This is a genomic window from Nocardia sp. NPDC057353 (assembly GCF_042667085.1).
GTDB lineage: Bacteria > Actinomycetota > Actinomycetes > Mycobacteriales > Mycobacteriaceae > Nocardia.
The window spans coordinates 146,579-163,491 of record NZ_JBHVAK010000006.1; the positions used below are offsets into that span (position 1 = coordinate 146,579).

At 72.6% G+C, this 16,913-nt stretch carries 14 protein-coding genes; 10 read left to right on the forward strand and 4 right to left on the reverse strand.

Features of this window, described 5'->3' with window-relative positions; all coding sequences use genetic code 11:
• Nucleotides 1-2: 2 nt before the first annotated feature.
• On the reverse strand, nt 3-536 hold the full coding sequence (locus ACFUUZ_RS04900) for a hypothetical protein (protein WP_378692595.1): 534 nt from the start codon (nt 534-536) through the stop codon (nt 3-5).
• 94 nt (nt 537-630) lie between these two features.
• Between ACFUUZ_RS04900 and ACFUUZ_RS04905 the strand changes: the two genes are divergently transcribed.
• Nucleotides 631-1,689, forward strand: coding sequence for a threonine aldolase family protein (locus tag ACFUUZ_RS04905; RefSeq protein ID WP_378692597.1), 1,059 nt, complete (start codon nt 631-633; stop codon nt 1,687-1,689).
• Here the strand turns inward: ACFUUZ_RS04905 and ACFUUZ_RS04910 are convergent.
• Entirely contained in the window at nt 1,677-2,747 is a 1,071-nt protein-coding gene (locus tag ACFUUZ_RS04910; RefSeq protein ID WP_378692598.1) for a spore photoproduct lyase family protein, read from the reverse strand. The genes ACFUUZ_RS04905 and ACFUUZ_RS04910 overlap by 13 nt on opposite strands.
• Before the next feature lie 31 nt (nt 2,748-2,778).
• Complete coding sequence (locus ACFUUZ_RS04915; RefSeq protein ID WP_378692630.1) at nt 2,779-3,399, reverse strand: GTP pyrophosphokinase family protein; 621 nt, start codon at nt 3,397-3,399, stop codon at nt 2,779-2,781.
• 420 nt (nt 3,400-3,819) lie between these two features.
• Between ACFUUZ_RS04915 and ACFUUZ_RS04920 the strand changes: the two genes are divergently transcribed.
• Nucleotides 3,820-5,067: a cytochrome P450 gene (locus ACFUUZ_RS04920; protein WP_378692632.1), complete on the forward strand. Its 1,248-nt coding sequence runs from the start codon at nt 3,820-3,822 to the stop codon at nt 5,065-5,067.
• Between the two features lie 14 nt (nt 5,068-5,081).
• Nucleotides 5,082-6,293 carry a cytochrome P450 gene (locus ACFUUZ_RS04925; RefSeq protein ID WP_378692600.1) on the forward strand — a complete coding sequence of 404 codons (1,212 nt, stop codon included), beginning with the start codon at nt 5,082-5,084 and terminating at the stop codon, nt 6,291-6,293.
• On the opposite strand, the gene ACFUUZ_RS04930 is transcribed toward ACFUUZ_RS04925, so the two are convergent.
• Complete coding sequence (locus ACFUUZ_RS04930; RefSeq protein WP_378692602.1) at nt 6,281-7,744, reverse strand: MFS transporter; 1,464 nt, start codon at nt 7,742-7,744, stop codon at nt 6,281-6,283. The genes ACFUUZ_RS04925 and ACFUUZ_RS04930 overlap by 13 nt on opposite strands.
• Nucleotides 7,745-8,028: 284 nt before the next feature.
• Between ACFUUZ_RS04930 and ACFUUZ_RS04935 the strand changes: the two genes are divergently transcribed.
• The 7 genes from ACFUUZ_RS04935 (at nt 8,029) to ACFUUZ_RS04965 (ending at nt 16,882) form a co-directional block, all read left to right on the forward strand.
• Nucleotides 8,029-9,015, forward strand: coding sequence for a hypothetical protein (locus ACFUUZ_RS04935; protein ID WP_378692604.1), 987 nt, complete (start codon nt 8,029-8,031; stop codon nt 9,013-9,015).
• Between the two features lie 272 nt (nt 9,016-9,287).
• Nucleotides 9,288-9,824, forward strand: a complete 537-nt coding sequence (locus ACFUUZ_RS04940; RefSeq protein ID WP_378692606.1) for a DUF4365 domain-containing protein — start codon at nt 9,288-9,290, stop codon at nt 9,822-9,824.
• Between the two features lie 3 nt (nt 9,825-9,827).
• Nucleotides 9,828-10,958 carry a hypothetical protein gene (locus tag ACFUUZ_RS04945; RefSeq protein WP_378692607.1) on the forward strand — a complete coding sequence of 377 codons (1,131 nt, stop codon included), beginning with the start codon at nt 9,828-9,830 and terminating at the stop codon, nt 10,956-10,958.
• 23 nt (nt 10,959-10,981) lie between these two features.
• Nucleotides 10,982-11,587, forward strand: coding sequence for a hypothetical protein (locus ACFUUZ_RS04950; RefSeq protein WP_378692609.1), 606 nt, complete (start codon nt 10,982-10,984; stop codon nt 11,585-11,587).
• Nucleotides 11,584-14,727, forward strand: a complete 3,144-nt coding sequence (locus ACFUUZ_RS04955; protein WP_378692611.1) for an ATP-binding protein — start codon at nt 11,584-11,586, stop codon at nt 14,725-14,727. Before ACFUUZ_RS04950 ends, ACFUUZ_RS04955 begins: the two co-directional genes overlap by 4 nt.
• 82 nt (nt 14,728-14,809) lie before the next feature.
• On the forward strand, nt 14,810-15,970 hold the full coding sequence (locus ACFUUZ_RS04960) for a serpin family protein (protein WP_378692613.1): 1,161 nt from the start codon (nt 14,810-14,812) through the stop codon (nt 15,968-15,970).
• A gap of 42 nt (nt 15,971-16,012) precedes the next feature.
• Nucleotides 16,013-16,882 carry an LLM class F420-dependent oxidoreductase gene (locus ACFUUZ_RS04965; RefSeq protein WP_378692615.1) on the forward strand — a complete coding sequence of 290 codons (870 nt, stop codon included), beginning with the start codon at nt 16,013-16,015 and terminating at the stop codon, nt 16,880-16,882.
• The last annotated feature ends 31 nt before the right edge of the window (nt 16,883-16,913 follow it).

Genomic DNA, 16,913 nt, shown 5'->3' on the forward strand with positions numbered 1-16,913 from the left:
GTTCAGCGCACGATGCGCAGCCTGCTCCGCGGCGCGCTCGCGCGGGCGTCGAGCCACGCGAGCGCGGCGGGCCAGCCGCTGGTGCGCGCCACCTCGAGCAGCAGCCGCAGCGCGGTCAGGGTGAACCGCTGCCCGCCGGGGCCGAGGCCGAGCAGCGCCGCGGCCCGGCGCTGCCACAGGTGCTCGGCGAGCTCGGGGCAACCGATGTCGCGCTCGGCGCGATCCGCCACCACCGCCTCGTGCAGCCCGGCGCGCTCGGGCGCTTCGTCCAGCCAGAGCAGGACCGTGACGGCCCGGCCGTGGCTGCTCGGGCGGTGCGCGTAGCTCAGCTCGCCGGGGTGCAGCAGCTGGTCCTCGCGCAGCTCGGCGACGAGCTCCGCCATCTGCGCGGCGGTCGGGCCGTCCACCCAGCGCACCGTCCGCCCTGCGCCCGGCTCCGCGGCGCCAACCTCGACCGGGACGCCGGTGCGGCGGGTGAGCAGCGCGGCGAGCTGGGCGGCGGCGCCCGCGGGTCGGTCCGGCTGTCCTGAATCCATCCACCCGCTCCTGCTCCCTCGGCTGAGCGCGGGATGTCCTGATGGGCGAGGATCAAACCGGCAAACGTCCGGCGTCCCCGACGGAAAGGCTCCGATGACCGCCTCCGAGCAGCTCCTGCGCGGCTACCTCAGCGACAATGCCGCGGGCGCGGCGCCGGAGGTGCTGGCCGCGGTGGCCGCGGCCGCGGCCGGGCCCGCGGTGCCGTACGGCAACGACCCGCTCTCGCAGGCGGTGTACCGGCGGTTCGCGGAGCTGTTCGAGCGGCCGGTCGCGGTCTTCCCGGTCAGCTCCGGCTCGGCCGCGAACGGCATCGCGCTGGCCGCGCTCACCCCGCCGTGGGGCAGCGTGCTGGCGCACCCGGACGCGCACATCGACAACGACGAGGCGGGCGCCCCGGAGTTCTTCACCGGCGGCGCGAAGATCGTGCCGGTCGGCGGCGCGCACTCGAAGATCGACCCCGGGTTGCTGCGCCCCGCGGCCGGGCGCAAGCGCGGCGACCTGCACAGCGTGCAGCCCTCGGTGCTCAGCGTCACCCAGGCCACCGAGACCGGCAGCGTCTACACCGTGGCCGAGCTGCGCGCGCTGACCGGCATCGCGCGGGAGGCCGGGCTGCGCGTGCACATGGACGGCGCCAGGTTCGCCAACGCGCTCGCCGCGCTCGGCACCACCCCCGCCGAGCTGACCTGGCGCAGCGGCGTCGACGTGCTCTCCTTCGGCGCCACCAAGAACGGCACCATGACCGCCGACGCCATCGTCTGCTTCGATCCGGCGCTCGCCGCCGAGCTCGCCTTCCGGCACAAGCGCGGCGGCCAGCTCACCGCCAAGATGCGGTTCCAGACCGCGCAGCTCGGCGCCTACCTCGAGGACGGGCTGTGGCTGCGGCTCGCCGCGCACGCCAATGCCATGGCCGAGCGGCTGCGCGCCGGGCTGGCGGCGGCGCCCGGCGTGCGGGTCGCGGGCGAGCTCGGCGCCAATATCCTGTTCTGCCACTTCCCGGCGGCGCTCACCGCCGGGCTGCGCGAGCGCGGCTACGCCTTCTACGCCGACCGCTGGGAGCCGGGCATCGTCCGGCTGGTCACCTCGTTCGCGCACCGGGAGCCCGATATCGACGACTTCCTCGCCGCGGTGCGCGCGCTCACTCAGAACGCGTAGCGCACCGTGAGCCACGGCGTGCGGGCGGCGATCAGCTCGGTCAGCGCCGCGACCCCGGCGGCCTTGAGGTCGGTGCGGTAGCGCACGTTCCACATCCCGCCGTTCGAGCGCTTGGCCTGCTGCGCCGCGGGCCGCCAGAGCAGCTCCTCGGCCTTCGGGTGCCAGCCGAGGTTGACCTCGTGCAGCTGCTCGTTGTGGGTGAGCATGATGATCTCGGTGGCGGCCTGTGCCTTGAAGGCGGGGCCGGTGCCGTCGGCGAGCTGCTCCAGCAGCTCCGCCCAGTCCCGCTCCCAGCCCGCGCGCAGCACCACCGGCGAGAAGTTCACGTGCACCTCGTACCCGGCGGCGACGAAGTCGTCGATGGCGGCGATCCGCTCCCGGATCGGCGAGGTGCGCAGGTCGAGCAGCTTGGCGTCGGCCTCGGGCATGAGCGAGAAGCGGATGCGGGTGCGGCCGCGCGGGTCGAGCGCGAGCAGCTCGCGGTTGACGTACTTGGTGGCGAACGAGGCCTTCGCCGTCGGCCAGCCGCGGAAGGCGGCGATCAGGTCGGCGACATTGGCGCTGACCAGGGCGTCCACCGAGCAGTCGCTGTTCTCGCCGAGGTCGTAGACCCAGGCGTGCGGGTCGCACTGGTTCGGCTCCGGCTTCGGCCCCTGCCTGCGCACGTGCCGCTCCAGGTAGCCGATGATGCGCTCGATATTGGTGAAGACCGTGATCGGGTTGGCGTAGCCCTTGCGCCGCGGGACGTAGCAGTAGGCGCAGGCCATGGCGCAGCCGTTCGAGGTGGAGGGCGCGATCCAGTCCGCGGAGCGGCCGTTGGGCCGTGCGGTGAGCGACTTCTTCTCGCCGAGCACCAGGTCCTCGGTCTTCACCCGGATCCACCGGTCGACATTGCCCTCGTTGCCGTGCAGCCGGTCGATCCGCCAGTGCGAGTCGACCGAGATGATCTCGGCCTCGGGGAAGCGCGCCCGCACCTGCTGCCCGCGCGGGCTGGCCAGCGCCGCGGGCTCCGCCCAGAGTCGGCGAACGTCGAGCAGACGGGTGCCGGTAGTGGTCATGACCCCGTTCTACCCCGGGGCACCGACACCGCTACTCCGCAGCATCCTCGCCGTGCACCTCGGCGTGCAGCTCCTCCATCCGCCGGTCCAGCTCGCCCGCCACCCGCGCCGCCTCGGCCAGGTCGTCGATGATCCTGGCCGGGACGGCGCCGTCGTACTTGTAGAAGATCTTGTGCTCCAGCGTGGCCCAGAAGTCCATCGCCACGGTGCGGATCTGCAGCTCGACCTTGACGTCCACCGGGCCGGTGGAGAGGAAGACCGGGATCTCGACGATGGCGTGCAGGCTCTTGTAGCCGTTCGGCTTGGGGTCGGCGATGTAGTCCTTGATCTCCAGCACCCGGACGTCGCTCTGCGCGGTCAGCGTCTCCAGCACCAGGTAGGTGTCGGCGATGAAGCTGCAGGTGATCCTGATCCCCGCGATGTCGGTGAGCTGCTCGCGGATGCTGCGCAGATCGGCGGGCACGCCCTTGCGCAGCGCCTTCTGCAGCATGCTTGCCGGCGTCTTGACCCGCGAGGTGACGTGCTCGATCGGGTTGTAGTGCCGCAGGTGCATGAACTCCCGGCGCAGGATGGTCACCTTGGTCAGCAGCTCGTCGACGGCGAACTGGTACTCCAGCAGGAAACGGTCGAGCTCCCCGCGCTCGCGGGCCATGAACGTGCCCAGCTCCGAATCCACCGTTCCCTCTCTCACCCGCCGCAGCGGCGCGGCCATCCTCCACAGTACGGATCGCGCCGAACTCAGCTATCCGGCAGCACGCGCGGGTGTCGCCCCCCGAAGCGGGCGGCGCGCATTCCGGGACCGGGTAATACCGACCAGTGCGCTCATTCCGCACCGCTGTTACCGTAGGCGGGTCCACTGTGACGAAGCCCGCTTTTCGCGGCCACGTCACCGGATTCACGCCCGGGGTTTCCCGGGTCGGCGGTGCGAGGAGGCTGGGGGAAGCGTGGGGTCGGTCGGTCGTGAGTGCTCGCCGACGGCTCCGCGGACGCGGCCGCAATCCGCGCCGGGCACCGTCCTGTTCCCCTGCTTGGAGCCGCGTCTGTGAATACCCCCCGATCCGCCCCGCCCACCATGTCCGACGCGGCCGCCGCAGGCTGCCCGGTTGCGCACGGTTCGCCCGTCGATACCGCGGGCGGCCCGAGGATCCCGCTGCACACCGCGGAATTCGCGGCCGACCCGCACGCCGCCTACCGCGCCATGCGGGCCGAGTACGGGTCGATGGCGCCGATCGAGCTGGCGCCGGGCGTGCCCGCGACGCTGGTGCTCGGCTACCAGACCGCGGTGCGGATCCTGAACGACCCGGAGCACTTCCCGGCCGACCCGCGCGGGTGGCAGGACAGCATCCCGCCGGACTCCCCGGTCAAGCCGATGATGGAGTGGTACCCGAACGCGCTGCGCAACAGCGGGCAGGCGCACCTGCGGTACCGGCAGGCCTACGTCGCCGCCATCGACGGGATCGACCTGCACGCGCTGCACGCCACCGTGGAGACGATCGCGATCCCGCTGATCAACCAGTTCTGCGCCACCGGGTCGGCGGATCTCATCTCCCAGTACGCCTTTCCACTGGTCTTCGAGGTGCTGAACCGGATGGTCGGCTGCTCGGCCGAGCTCGGCGCGCGGGTGGCGCAGGGCATGGCCATGCTCTTCGACACCGTCGAGGCGGCGCACGGCATGGAGATGCTGAGCACCGCGCTGCTGGAGCTGATCACGCTGCGCCGCCGGGAGCCAGGCGACGACGTCACCTCCCGGCTCGCGCACCACCCGGCCGGGCTGGACGACGCCGAGATGCTGAGCAACCTGATCAGCTTCTACGGCGCGGGCATCGAGCCGCAGCAGAACCTGATCGCGAACACCCTGCTGCTCATGGTCACCGACGACCGGTTCGGCGGGAACATGCTCGGCGGCGCGCTCTCCACCCGCGACGCACTGGACGAGGTGCTCTTCGACGACCCGCCGATGGCGAACTTCTGCACCTCCTACCCGCGCCAGCCGATCCTGATCGAGAACACCTGGCTGCCCGCGAACCAGCCGGTGCTGATCAGCCTCTCCGGCTCCAACAACGACCCGCAGATCCGCGCCGCCGACCACACCGGCAACCGCTCGCACCTGGCCTGGGGCGCGGGCCCGCACGCCTGCCCGGCCAAGTCGGTCGCCTACCTGGTCGTGCAGGAGGCCATCGACCAGCTGCTCGACGCGCTGCCCGACCTCGAACTCGCGGTGCCCGAGGCGGAGCTGCAGCGCCGCCCCGGCCCGTTCCACCGCGCGCTCGCCGCGCTCCCGGTCACCTTTCCGCCGTCCCCACCGATGCACAACTTCTGAGGAGTCACCCGACCATGAACGCGATCGTGCTGGACCTGACCGGCGCGGATATCCAGGGCGAGTCGGAGCGGATCCGGGCAGCGGGCCCGGCGGCGCCGGTGCTGCTGCCGGGCAACGTGCTCGCCTGGTCGGTCACCGACGCCGCGCTGCTGGAGCGGCTGCTGGCCGATCCGCGGGTCTCCAAGGACCCCAGGCAGCACTGGACGGCGTTCCGCGCGGGCGAGATCGACGAATCGTGGCCGCTGCAGCCGTGGGTGGCGGCGGAGAACATGTTCACCGCCTACGGCAGCGAGCACCGGCGGCTGCGCACCCTGGTCTCCCCCGCGTTCACGCACCGGCGCAGCACCGGCATGCGCGACCGCGTCACCGAGATCACCACCGAGCTGCTGGACCGGCTCGCCGCCACCCCGGCGGGCGAGGTCGCCGACCTGCGGCCGAGCTTCGCCTACCCGGTGCCGATCACCGTGATCACCGAGATCCTCGGCGTCCCCGCGGAGTTGGGCGCGCCGCTGCACAGGTGCGTGGACGGGTTCTTCGACACCTCGCTCGGCCCGGAGGCCGCGCAGGCCAACTACATCGAGATGTACGGCCTGGTGGGGCAGCTCGTGGCGTACCGCACCGAGCACCCCGGCGACGACGTGACCAGCGTGCTCATCGCGGCCAGGGACGAGGACGGCTCCCGGCTCTCGGAGAAGGAGCTCGTCGACACCCTCATGCTGGTGATCAACGCGGGCCACGAGACCACCGTGAACCTGCTCGACCAGGCGATCACCGCGCTGCTCACGCACCCCGAGCAGAAGGCCGAGGTGCTGGCCGGGCGGGTGCCGTGGGCGGACGTGGTGGAGGAGGCGCTGCGCTGGCAGGCGCCGGTCGCGCACCTGCCGCTGCGCTACGCCGTCACCGACATCGAGGTCGAGGGCGCGACGATCCGGCAGGGCGACGCCATCCTCGCCTCCTACGCCGGGGCGGGCCGGGACCCGAAGCTGCACGGCGCCACCGCCGCGCAGTTCGACGTGCACCGGGCGAACAAGAAGCACCTGTCCTTCGGGCACGGCGCGCACCACTGCATCGGGGCCTCGCTGGCCAGGCTGGAGGCGACGATCGCGCTGCCCGCGCTGTTCGAGCGGTTCCCGGCGCTGCGCTTCGCCGTCGACCCGGCGGAGCTGGTGCCGATGGGGAGCTTCGTCTCCAACGGGCACCAGCGGCTCCCGGTCTACCTGGACTGAGCGCCGGAGCCCGGCGGCGGGGCCAGGGCAGGGCCTGCGGCGGCGGCGCACTGCGGTTTGCAGTCGACGCCGTCCAGGTTCGCGGTGCGCCTCGGCCGGAGCAGGACGGCGGCCAGCACCGCGCCGGTCACCAGCAGCCCGGCGCAGATCGCCATGGCCAGGCCGAAGCCCTGGTCGAAGGCGACCGGGTCGTCCAGCGCGTTCGACAGCCCGGCCAGCCCGGGCAGCGCCGCGACCGCGAGCAGCTGCGCGGTCCTGGCCACAGCGTTGTTCACCCCGGAGGCGATGCCCGCCTCGCCCGCGGGGACCGCGCCGAGCACCGCGCCGGTCAGCGGCGCGACCAGCGCGGCCAGCCCGAGCCCGAAGATCAGGACACCGGGCAGCACGTCGCGCAGGTACGGGCTGTCCGGCCCGATCCGCATGAGCAGCAGCAGCCCCGCCGCCGCCAGCAGCGGCCCCGCCGTCATCGGCAGCCGCGCCCCGTGCCGCTGCGCCCAGCGCCCGGCCGGCGCGGAGAGCGCCAGCATGATCAGCGTGATCGGCACCGTCGCCACCCCGGAGAGCAGCGGCGAGTACCCGGCGACCAGCTGCAGCTGCAGCACCAGCAGGAAGAAGACGCCGCCGAGCGCCGCGTACACCGCGAGCGTCACCAGGTTGGCCGCGGTGAACACCCGGGAGGCGAAGAGCCGCGGCGGCACCAGCGGGTGGTCGCTGCGCAGCTCGATCACCACGAACGCCGCGAGCAGCGCGACCCCGGCGACCAGCAGCAGCGGCTCGGCGTCGATCAACCCGAAGGTCAGCGCGCCGAGCGCGAGCGCGACCACGAAGGCGCCGGGGATGTCCAGCCGGTCCGGCGCGTCCGGGTCGCGGCTCTCCGGCACGTGCCTGCTCGCCACCAGCACCACGATCAGGGTGAGCGGCACGTTCAGGAAGAACAGCCAGCGCCAGTTCGCGACATCGATGAGCCAACCGCCGAGGAACGGCCCGAGCGCCCCCGCCACCCCGCCGAACCCGGACCACAGCCCGATCGCCGAGCCCTGGTCCCGCCGGTCCAGCGAGGCCGCGATCAGCGCCAGGCTGCCCGGCGTCAGCATCGCCCCCGCCACCCCCTGCAGCAGCCGCGCGACGACCAGCATCTCGATGCTGGTGGCGGCGCCGCAGAGCACCGAGGTGACCCCGAACGCCACCGCGCCCCAGACGAACACTCTGCGGCGGCCGAGCCGGTCACCGAGCGAACCGCCGAGCAGGATGAACGAGGCCAGCGTCAGCGTGTAACCGTTCAGCGTCCACTGCAACCCCGCGACGTCGGTGTCCAGCGATTCGGCGATCCGCGGCAGCGCGATATTGACGACGGTCGCGTCCAGCGAGGCGACCGAGGAGCCGAGCACGGTCGCGAGCAGGATCCAGCGGCCGGAGGACGAGGCCAGCCGGGGAAGCTCGGGGGTTGCCACCAGCCCAACCTAACCCCGGCGCGGCGCTGTCGTGTGCCCTCCGGTGTCCCGGGGTTCCGAGCACATGCGGTGCGACTCCGCCGCGAGCGGGCCGAAGAACAGCCGGGCCGGGTTGCGCCCGGCGAGCGGGACCTGCCCAGGTCGCCGTGCGGCGCGGACCACAGACAAACCCGCCCGACCCGGCGTCGCCGTGCCCTACCATCGACGAAGGGGGATCAACAGCGTTCGGCCGGTGCGGTTTTCGTGGACGGCCCATCCCTCGGCAATCGAAGGGAGACGGCGCGTTGACAGGTGTACTCGTCGGCGTCCCCGTGCACACCACCGTGGCCGCGGCGCTGCGGCAGGCGGGCAGCGAGCAGCGCCAGGACCCCGTCGACACCCGGGTACTGCTGGCGATGCTCATGCGGCTCGACCTGTCCGGCAGCTGGGACCGTTTCCGCCTGCGGTGCGGGGATTTCGATACCATCGCCGCCGCCCCGATGTCCGATGCGCCGAGCACGTCCGGATACCGCTGGGAGGACGTCCCGGTCACCGACACCTGCGCGGTGGCGCTGGACACCGCGGCCAGGCTCGCGCACCGCCACCGGATGTGGCCGCTGCCGGTCGGCCTGGTCGCCGTCGCGCTGCTGGCCGATCCGGCATCCGGCGCGGCCCGCGCACTCGGGCCGGAGCGCGCAGCGGCCATCGACATCCTGCAGGCCGACGTGCTCGGGGTGACGCTCGGCGGCCTCACCGCCACCCTGCCCGCCGTGCTCGCCGAGGCACAGCGCGCCTCTCTCCGGCCCACCGCTCCGCCGCCGCACCCGACCGCCGGACCGCCCCGGCGACGCGGCTTCCGGTTCACCCGCGTGCAGTTGCTGCTGATCGCGGTCGCCCTTCTCGGGCTGGTGCTGTTCGTCGAGGACCGGACGGTCGGTGATCTCGCCGCCCCGCGCCCCGGCGACATCCGCGTGCCTTCCGTCACCATCACCTTCCCGCAGATCACCATCCCGCCTCCACCGAGCCCGTTCACCCTCGGCATCCCGCTGTTCCTCGCAGGCGACTGCGTCCGCGACACCCAGGGGGTCATCGACGAGACCACCGAGCGCGCCGTCATCGAAGAAGTGCCCTGCGCCGACCCGCGGGCCCAGGCCACCGTCCTCGGCACCTCGATCGTGTCCGGAAGCGCCTGCCACAGCCGCTACCCGGCGACCGATGTCGTCCTCGTGCTCACCAGCGGCATCACCGGGCCCACCGGCGAGCAATTCCTCTGCCTCGACCTGCCCCGCTGACCGTCGTTCGGAGCGAATAGCCGGAACGGGAGCTGTCACCGCTCTTCGCGCGCCCGGACCCCGAATCGTGCGGTGCTCCGCTTCTCCGGCGCGTAGCGATGCAGCACCGGCTGCCCGAACGCCCGCTCCCCCGGGTCGGCGGGGACGTCGACGACGAGCAACGGTTGGCCGCGCTGGAGGGTTTCGCGGCGTGGCTGTCCACTGTTCGACCGACACCGCGACGGCCCCGGCATCGCTACCGTCTCTCGACGGACCGTCGGGAGGGGGTGCCGGTGCTCGCCACCAGCCGCGCACAGGGGATCGACCAGAACAACCAGCAGGGCAAGTTCGGCGCGGACTACGTGCGCGTGCTCGCCTCCGCGGCGGGGTTGCTGTGGACGCAGGACGATGTCGACCTGGACGGGGTCGACCTGTGCCTGAAGCTGCCGGGGCGGACGCCGCGCGGGTTCTCGCCGCGGATCGACGTGCAGGTCAAGACGGTGCGCAAGCCGCTGATCACGAACGGCACGCTGGCCTTCGACGGGCTCAGCGCGCCGCAGTACAACCGGCTGGCCGGGGCCGGGTCGATCGTGCCCAGGTACCTGTTCGTCGTGCACGTGCCGAACAAGACGGGTGAGTACGCCGCGGTGCTCAGCACGGGGCTGCTGCTCCGCAATATCGGCTACTACCTGCCGCTCAGCGAGCAGCCGCCGCTCGCCGCGGGCGACAGCAGGCAGAGCGTCCGGGTCCGGATCCCGCTCGGCAATGTGCTGACCGCGGAGAGCCTGCGCGGCCTGGTGGCCGGCAGCGCCGTGGTTCCGGCGGGGTAGCCGGTGCGCACTCCGCCGATCGGCGATATCACCGGCTACCTGCGCGCCACCGGCTGGACGAGCACCGGGCAGTGGCGCGGCGCCGAGGTCTGGAGCCGGGACGAGTTCGACGTGCTCGTCCCGCCCGCGGGCGAGGTGCCCGACACCGCGGCCCGGGTCCGCGAACTCACCCGCTGCGTCGCCGACGCCGAGCGGCGGACGCCCGCCGCGGTCTGGCGCGACCTGGGCCGGGTCCGCTTCGACGTTGTCGGCTACCGCGGTGCGGAGCGCACCGCATCGGTGCCCGCCGGGGTGCGCGCCGTGCAGGCCATGCGGGATCTGCTCGCGCACTCGGCGCGCGAGGCGCTCGGTGACGACGGTGCCGCCGACGCCGTGCTCGGCCGCACCCGGATCGCGTTCGGGAGCGACGGCTCCCCCGACGCCGACCTCGGCACTCGGATCGCTCCGCATGCCGACGGCTCCCCCGATGACCGGTCCGACGGTGCTCGGATCGCGCTCGACGACAACGGCTCCGCCGGTGCGCGGCCCGATCGTGCCCAACCGACCTTCGACGGCGATGCCTTCGGCCTCGACCTGGTGCTCCCGGCCGACGACGGTGGCCGCACCACCGGGCTTCGGCTGCTGCGCACCTGCACCGCGGTCCGCCGGGCGGCCGAATCCGGCCTGGCGCCGGACGGCATCCCGGAGCCGGTCGCGCTCGCCGTCGCCGACCTGGCCGGAACCGACCGCGCGGGCACCTTCGAGCTGACCTTCCGGTGGTCGCCCCTGAATCCGCGGCCGCGCGCGGTGGTCACCTTTCCCGCGGGCGCGGGCGCCCGCATCCACGCCGCCGCGACGCTCGGCGAATCCGCGACCGCCGTCGTCACCGGCCCGGTCACCGGCCTCTTCGACGACGAGGAGGGCGAGCGCAGGCTCATCCGGGTGCGCGGCGTCCTCGAACTGGACGGCACCGCCACCGGACGCCGCCGCACCGTCCCGGTCCGGCTGCCCACCGACGCCGACTACGAACGCGCGCTCGCCGCCCACCGCGACGGCAGCGCCGTGCGCGCCGAAGGCGCCCCCACCGACGGCCGCACCCGCGGCATCGCCGCCGCCCCCGGCGGCTTCACCGTGCTCGACCACCCCGCGCCATGACGCCGACAGAAACGGAAACCCGCATGTCCGACCGGTTGACCCTCACCCAGCGCTGCGTCCTGCTCGTCCTGCTGGCCGAGGCGAGGGAGCTCTCCAACGCCGAGCTGTACGGGCTGGCCGGGCTGCGGTTGGAGCGGCCGCAGCGGGAGCAGTTGAACGAGCGCGGGTTGCTCGTCAGCACCAAGGTGGGGCGGAGTTATGTGCACGAGCTGACCGATCGTGGGGCGGTCTGGTGTGCGGAGGAGATGGGTGGGTCCCGGCCTGCGCGGTCCGGGCCCGCGGGTGGGGCGCTGTACGCGGTGCTCAACGGGTTGCGCAGGTATCTGGATGGGAGTGGGCAGGTTGTTGCCGAGATCTTCCGGCCGGATGTGCCGAGCCGGGTTGTCGCGGCGTACGAGGCGGTTGCCAACGGTGGCGGTCAGCCGATCCGGCTCGCCGTGCTGCGGGAGCGGTTGACCGATGTCTCTCGGAACGAATTCGACATCGCCATCGAGCAATTGGCTCGCCGGGAGGGAATGCACGTGCGATCCGAAGCCGATCAGAAGACGCTGACCCAGCAGGATCACGACGCCGCGGTGGTGCTCGGCGGCACCGCACGGCACCTCCTCACCATCGAGGCCGCCCGGTGAACGAGGAGCAGTATCACGCTCTCGCCTCGATCCAGTTCAGCAGCGCGCTCACCCCCGACGAGATCTGGAGCCCGCTCAGTCACCACGTCGACGGATTGCATCCGAAGGCGGCGGCCGAGATCGAGCGGGCGGTGCAGCGGGCGGCCGCACACCCACGGCGGTCGCCGACCGGACTGGTACTGCGGGGCGAGCGCGGAGTCGGCAAGACGCACATGCTCGGCTGGCTGCGCGAGCTGGTGGAGCAGTCGGGCGGCGCCTTCTTCATGCCCAAGCTGATCGACGGCGCGTCGTTCTGGGCGGGCGCCGTGCACGGCATCGTCTCGCGGTTGCTCTCCGAAGGCGGCAGGCTCGGCTGGCTGCTCGGTGAACTCGCGGAGCGCACCGGGTGCGACTCCGAACTGACCATGCGGCTGCGCGGCAACCTCGAGGTGCAGCCGTCGCACCTGGACGACTTCGTCGCGCGGATCGATGATCTCGACATTCAGGTGGCCACCGAGTGCGCCGACACCCTCCGGGCACTGGTGCTCTACCGCGCGCGTGGGACGCTGCGGGAGATCGGGCTCGCCTACCTCACCCTCGATGACGGCATCGAGGAAGCGGCGCGGCAGCAGTGGGGATTCCGGCAACGCGGCAAGCCGTCGCAGCTGCTCTTCCACGACCTGTGCCGGATCTTCGCGCTGGCCGGGCCGGTGGTACTCGCCATCGACCAGCTCGACACCGTCATCGCCCAGTCCGACCAGGAGGGCGAGGACGGGTTGGCAAACCGGCTGGCCGACGGCCTGATGCGAATGCGCGAGGAGACCACGCGCACCGTGATCGTCGCGGCCTGTATCCCGAATTCGTGGGAGTTGATCTCCAAGCGCGCGGTGAACTCGGCCACCGACCGGTTCACCGTGCTCGAACTCTCCACCGCCATGCCGGGCGCTGATGTCGCGCGGGCAATCGTGGAGCGACACCTGGGCGGGCTGTACGGCGAGATCGGCTACGAGCCGCCGTACCCCACCTGGCCGGTGCTTCCCGCCGCGTTCGAGCGGCTCGACGTGGCGCACTACACCCCGCGCAGGCTGCTCCAGCAACTGGAGAAGCACGTGTCCCACTGCCTCGCCCGGAACACCGTCGTCGAGCTGGCCGATTTCGGCGCGGTCGACAGGGCGGTCGGGGCTCCGCTACCGGGTCGGACCGACCTCGGCGCGCTCGACGCCCGCTTCACCGAACTTCGCGACTCGGCCGACGTGATCCGCCCCCTCGACCCCCGCTACGAGGACGAGCGCATGGTCACCCTGCTCAACGCCGCACTCCAGGCGTACGTCCTGGAGCAGAACCGCGGCAGCCAGGAACTCACCATCGACCCGGACCGCACCGTCGCCCCCGCCCTGCACGCCCGCCTGCGCCGCACCCTCGACGAGGCCAGCGAGGACGAGGAGCACTGGAGTTTCCGCGCCATCGCGCACAGCCACCACCGGGCGGTGCTGGCCCGGTTGCGCTCGGCCGCGCTGGAGGCGGGGATCCAGCCGAACGCGGCGAAGCGGCACCTGGTGGTGCTGCGGAACTCGACCTTCTCCACCGGGCCGGTGACCACGACGACGCTCGCCGATTTCGAGGCGGCGCGGGGGGTGGCGATGCCGATCTCGACCGAGGATCTGAAGACGTTCACCGCGCTGGAGACGTTGCTCGCCGAGCGGGCGCCCGGGTTGGCCGGGTGGCTGGCGGTGCGGCGGCCCGCGAGTCGTTCCGAGTTGTTCGTCCGGATCTTCGGCGAACCGGAGAACGGGCACCACCAGTCGGCGACCGAGAAGAACGATCTGTCGACAAGCGGGACGCCCACCGACCCGGTAGTCGTGGATCCGGTCGATCCACCAGTGGTCGTGGAACCGGTCACCCCGCCGACGGACCGCGACAGCGACAGCGACGAACCGACCGTGCTCCTCGGCCGCAAGACCGCGACCGGCAAGGACTTCCGCACCCCACTCCTCATGCTCCGCAAACACACCGCCGTCTTCGCCGGCAGCGGCTCCGGCAAGACCGTCCTCCTCCGCCGCCTGGTGGAGGAGGCGGCCCTGCACGGCGTCTCGTCCATCCTCATCGACACCAACAACGACCTGGCCCGCCTCGGTGACGGCTGGCCGACCCCGCCGCCGAGCTGGATCGCGGGCGACCCCGAGCGCGCCGAGCGCTACCTGGACGGCACCGACGTGGTGATCTGGACTCCGCGCCGCGAGACCGGCAACCCCATCGCCCTGAACCCGCTCCCGGACTTCTCCGGAATCCTGGACGACCCGGACGAGTTCCGGATCGCCATCGACGCCTCGGTGGCCGGACTGCTCCCCCGCACCGGATTGACCGGACGCCGCACCGAAACCGGCAAGGCGGTGCTGATCCAGGCCATGACCAGGTTCGCCAGGGACGGCGGCAGCGACCTCAACGAGTTCGTCGACCTCCTCGCCAACCTGCCCGACGGCGTCAGCACCATCCGCGACGCGGCCAAGCTCGCGAGCGGCATCGCCGACGAGCTCGCCGCGGCCACCATCAACGACCCGGTCTTCGGCGGCGCGGGCACCCGGCTGGATCCCGGCATGCTGCTCACCCCGCGCCCGGGCAAGCGGGCACGGATCTCGGTGATCAGCTGCATCGGGCTGCCGGTGGACGAGCAGCGGCAGACCTTCGTGAACCAGCTGCAGCTCGCGCTCTTCGCCTGGATCAAGCGCAACCCGGCCGGGGACCGCCCGCTCGGCGGGCTGCTGGTGCTGGACGAGGCGCAGACCTTCGTCCCGCAGGGCAGGGCCGTCGTCTCCAGCCAGAGCACGCTGCAGCTGGCGGCGCAGGCGCGCAAGTACGGGCTCGGCATGGTGTATGCGACGCAGGCGCCGAAGGCGCTGGACAACCGGGTCAGCGGCAATGCCGCCACCCAGTTCTTCGGCAGGCTGAACGCCCCCGTCCAGATCCAGGCCGCCACCGACCTGGCCAGGGCGAAGGGCGGCCACGTCGACGACATCGCCCGGCTGGGCGCGGGCAGCTTCTACGGCACCACCGAGGGCATGGGTTTCGCGCGGCTCGCGGTGCCCATGTGCCTGAGCCACCACCCCGCCAGCGCCCTCACCGAGGACGAGGTGCTGGCCCGCGCCCGCGCCACCCGCCCCTGACCGCAGCGGCGTGCGGGGTGAGTACGGCCGTGCACGGGCTCGGACATGCCGGGAGGATAGCGGTGTTTCGTATCGTGATGCTGTGCAGACCATCTCACCGCAGTTCGTCACCGCTGCCAACGACCTGACCGCACGCTGGGCAGCCGCCGCCGGGACCGGCGACTTCGTGCTCTCCGGGGCGGGCGTGTGGCCACTGCTCGCCCTGCTCGCGGGCGCTGCCGACGGCCCGGCGCGGGCCGAGCTGGAGGCCGCGGTCGGCCTGCCCGCGGCGGCGGCGCACGAGGGCGGGCTGAAGCTGCTGGAGTTGCTGGCGAACTCGGACGACCTTTCCGCCGCGCTCGGCTTCTGGGTGCGCAACGGGCTGCCGGTGCGCCCGGAGTGGCGCGCGACGGTGCCGTCCGGGACGGTCGCGCCGCTCACCGGGCAGCAGGCGCTGGACGACTGGGCTCGCCGCTACACGAAGGGGCTGATCGACCGCTTCCCGCTCACCGTCGACGACAGCACGGTGTTCGTGCTGGCCACCGCGCTGGCCGCGAACACCGAGTGGCTGCACGAGTTCTTCCCGACGACGCTCGTCCCGGACGACGGGCCGTGGCGGGGGCAGCGGACGGCCGGGCTCACCCGCACGGTGCCGTGGGTCGCCGACGTCGCGACGCTGGACGCGGCCACCCCGGTCACGCGGGCGGTGGTCACGGGTACGGGTGATGCGGACGTGCACCTGTTGCTCGGTCCGGAGCGGCCCGCCGCGGTGTTCGAGGCGGGGATCGCCGCGCTCGCGGGCGCGGTTCCGGTCCGCACCGGCCTGGCGGCCGACGGCCCCGGACTCACCCGCGAGGAGGTGTACGGGCACCGGCAGAAGGACTCGCTGCAGGTCGAGCTGCCGCCGTTCGCACTCCGCTCGCACCACAACCTGCTCGCCCGGGCCGAGCTGTTCGGGGTCGAGGCGGCGCGCGACACCACCCGCGGGCACTTCCCCGGCATCTCGACGACCGCGCTGGCGATCTCCCAGGGAGCGCAGGACGTGCTGGCCGAGTTCACCGCGACCGGCTTCACCGCGGCGGCGGTGAGCGCGTTCGGCATGCGGGTCGGAGCAGCGCTTCCCCCGCCGCCGCCGAAGCGGACGACGACCATCCTGCGGGTGCGGTTCGACCGGCCGTTCGGCTTCCTGCTCGTGCACCGCGAGAGCGGGCTCGCGGTGGTGGCGGGGTGGGTCGCGACTTGCCCTGGAGTGCACTCCAGGTAATAGCGTCGACACCAAGGCACCGACCCCAAGGAGGCGCACGTCATGCAGCTCGGCATCCACGTTCCCATCTTCGATATCGACGGCGGGCCCGCGGCCATCGCCGGTGAGCTCGCCGCGGTCGGCCGGGCGGCGGAGGAATCCGGCGCGACCTGGCTGTCCTTCATGGACCACTTCTTCCAGATCGAGCCGACCGGGCTGCCCGCCGAGGCGCACATGCTGGAGGGCTACACCTCGCTCGGCTACCTGGCCGCGCACACCAGCACGATCGACCTCGGGCTGCTGGTCACCGGGGTCACCTACCGGCACCCGGGGCTGCTGGCGAAGATCGTCACCACGCTGGACGTGCTCTCCGGCGGACGGGCGGTGCTCGGGATCGGGGCGGCCTGGTTCGAGCGCGAGCACCTCGGGCTCGGCGTGCCGTATCCGCCGATCGCGGAGCGGTTCGAGCGGCTGGAGGAGGCGCTGCGGATCGCCAAGCAGATGTGGGATCCGGCGGACAACGGGCCCTTCGAGGGCAAGCACTACCAGCTGGCGGAGACGCTGTGCTCGCCGCAGCCGCTGCGCACGCCACCGGTGCTGATCGGCGGCGGGGGCGAGAAGAAGACGCTGCGGCTGGTCGCGCAGTACGGGGATCGCTGCAACCTGTTCGGCACCTCGCCCGCCGAGGTCGAGCACAAGATCGATGTGCTGCGCGGGCACTGCGACGCGGTGGGCCGGGACTTCGGGGAGATCCGGGTGACCGTGATGGCCGGTTCGCCGAACCCGAACGACCATGACGGGTTCGTCCGCTCGATGGCCGAGTACGCGAAGATCGGCGTGCAGCAGGTGATCGTCATGCCGCCCGCGGGCAAGCCCGCGGCGTGGATCGACAGCCTGGCGCCGGTCGTCCCGCAGCTCGCCGAGCTGGGCTGAGATCGGCGTCGGGCGAGCCGGAACTCCGGCT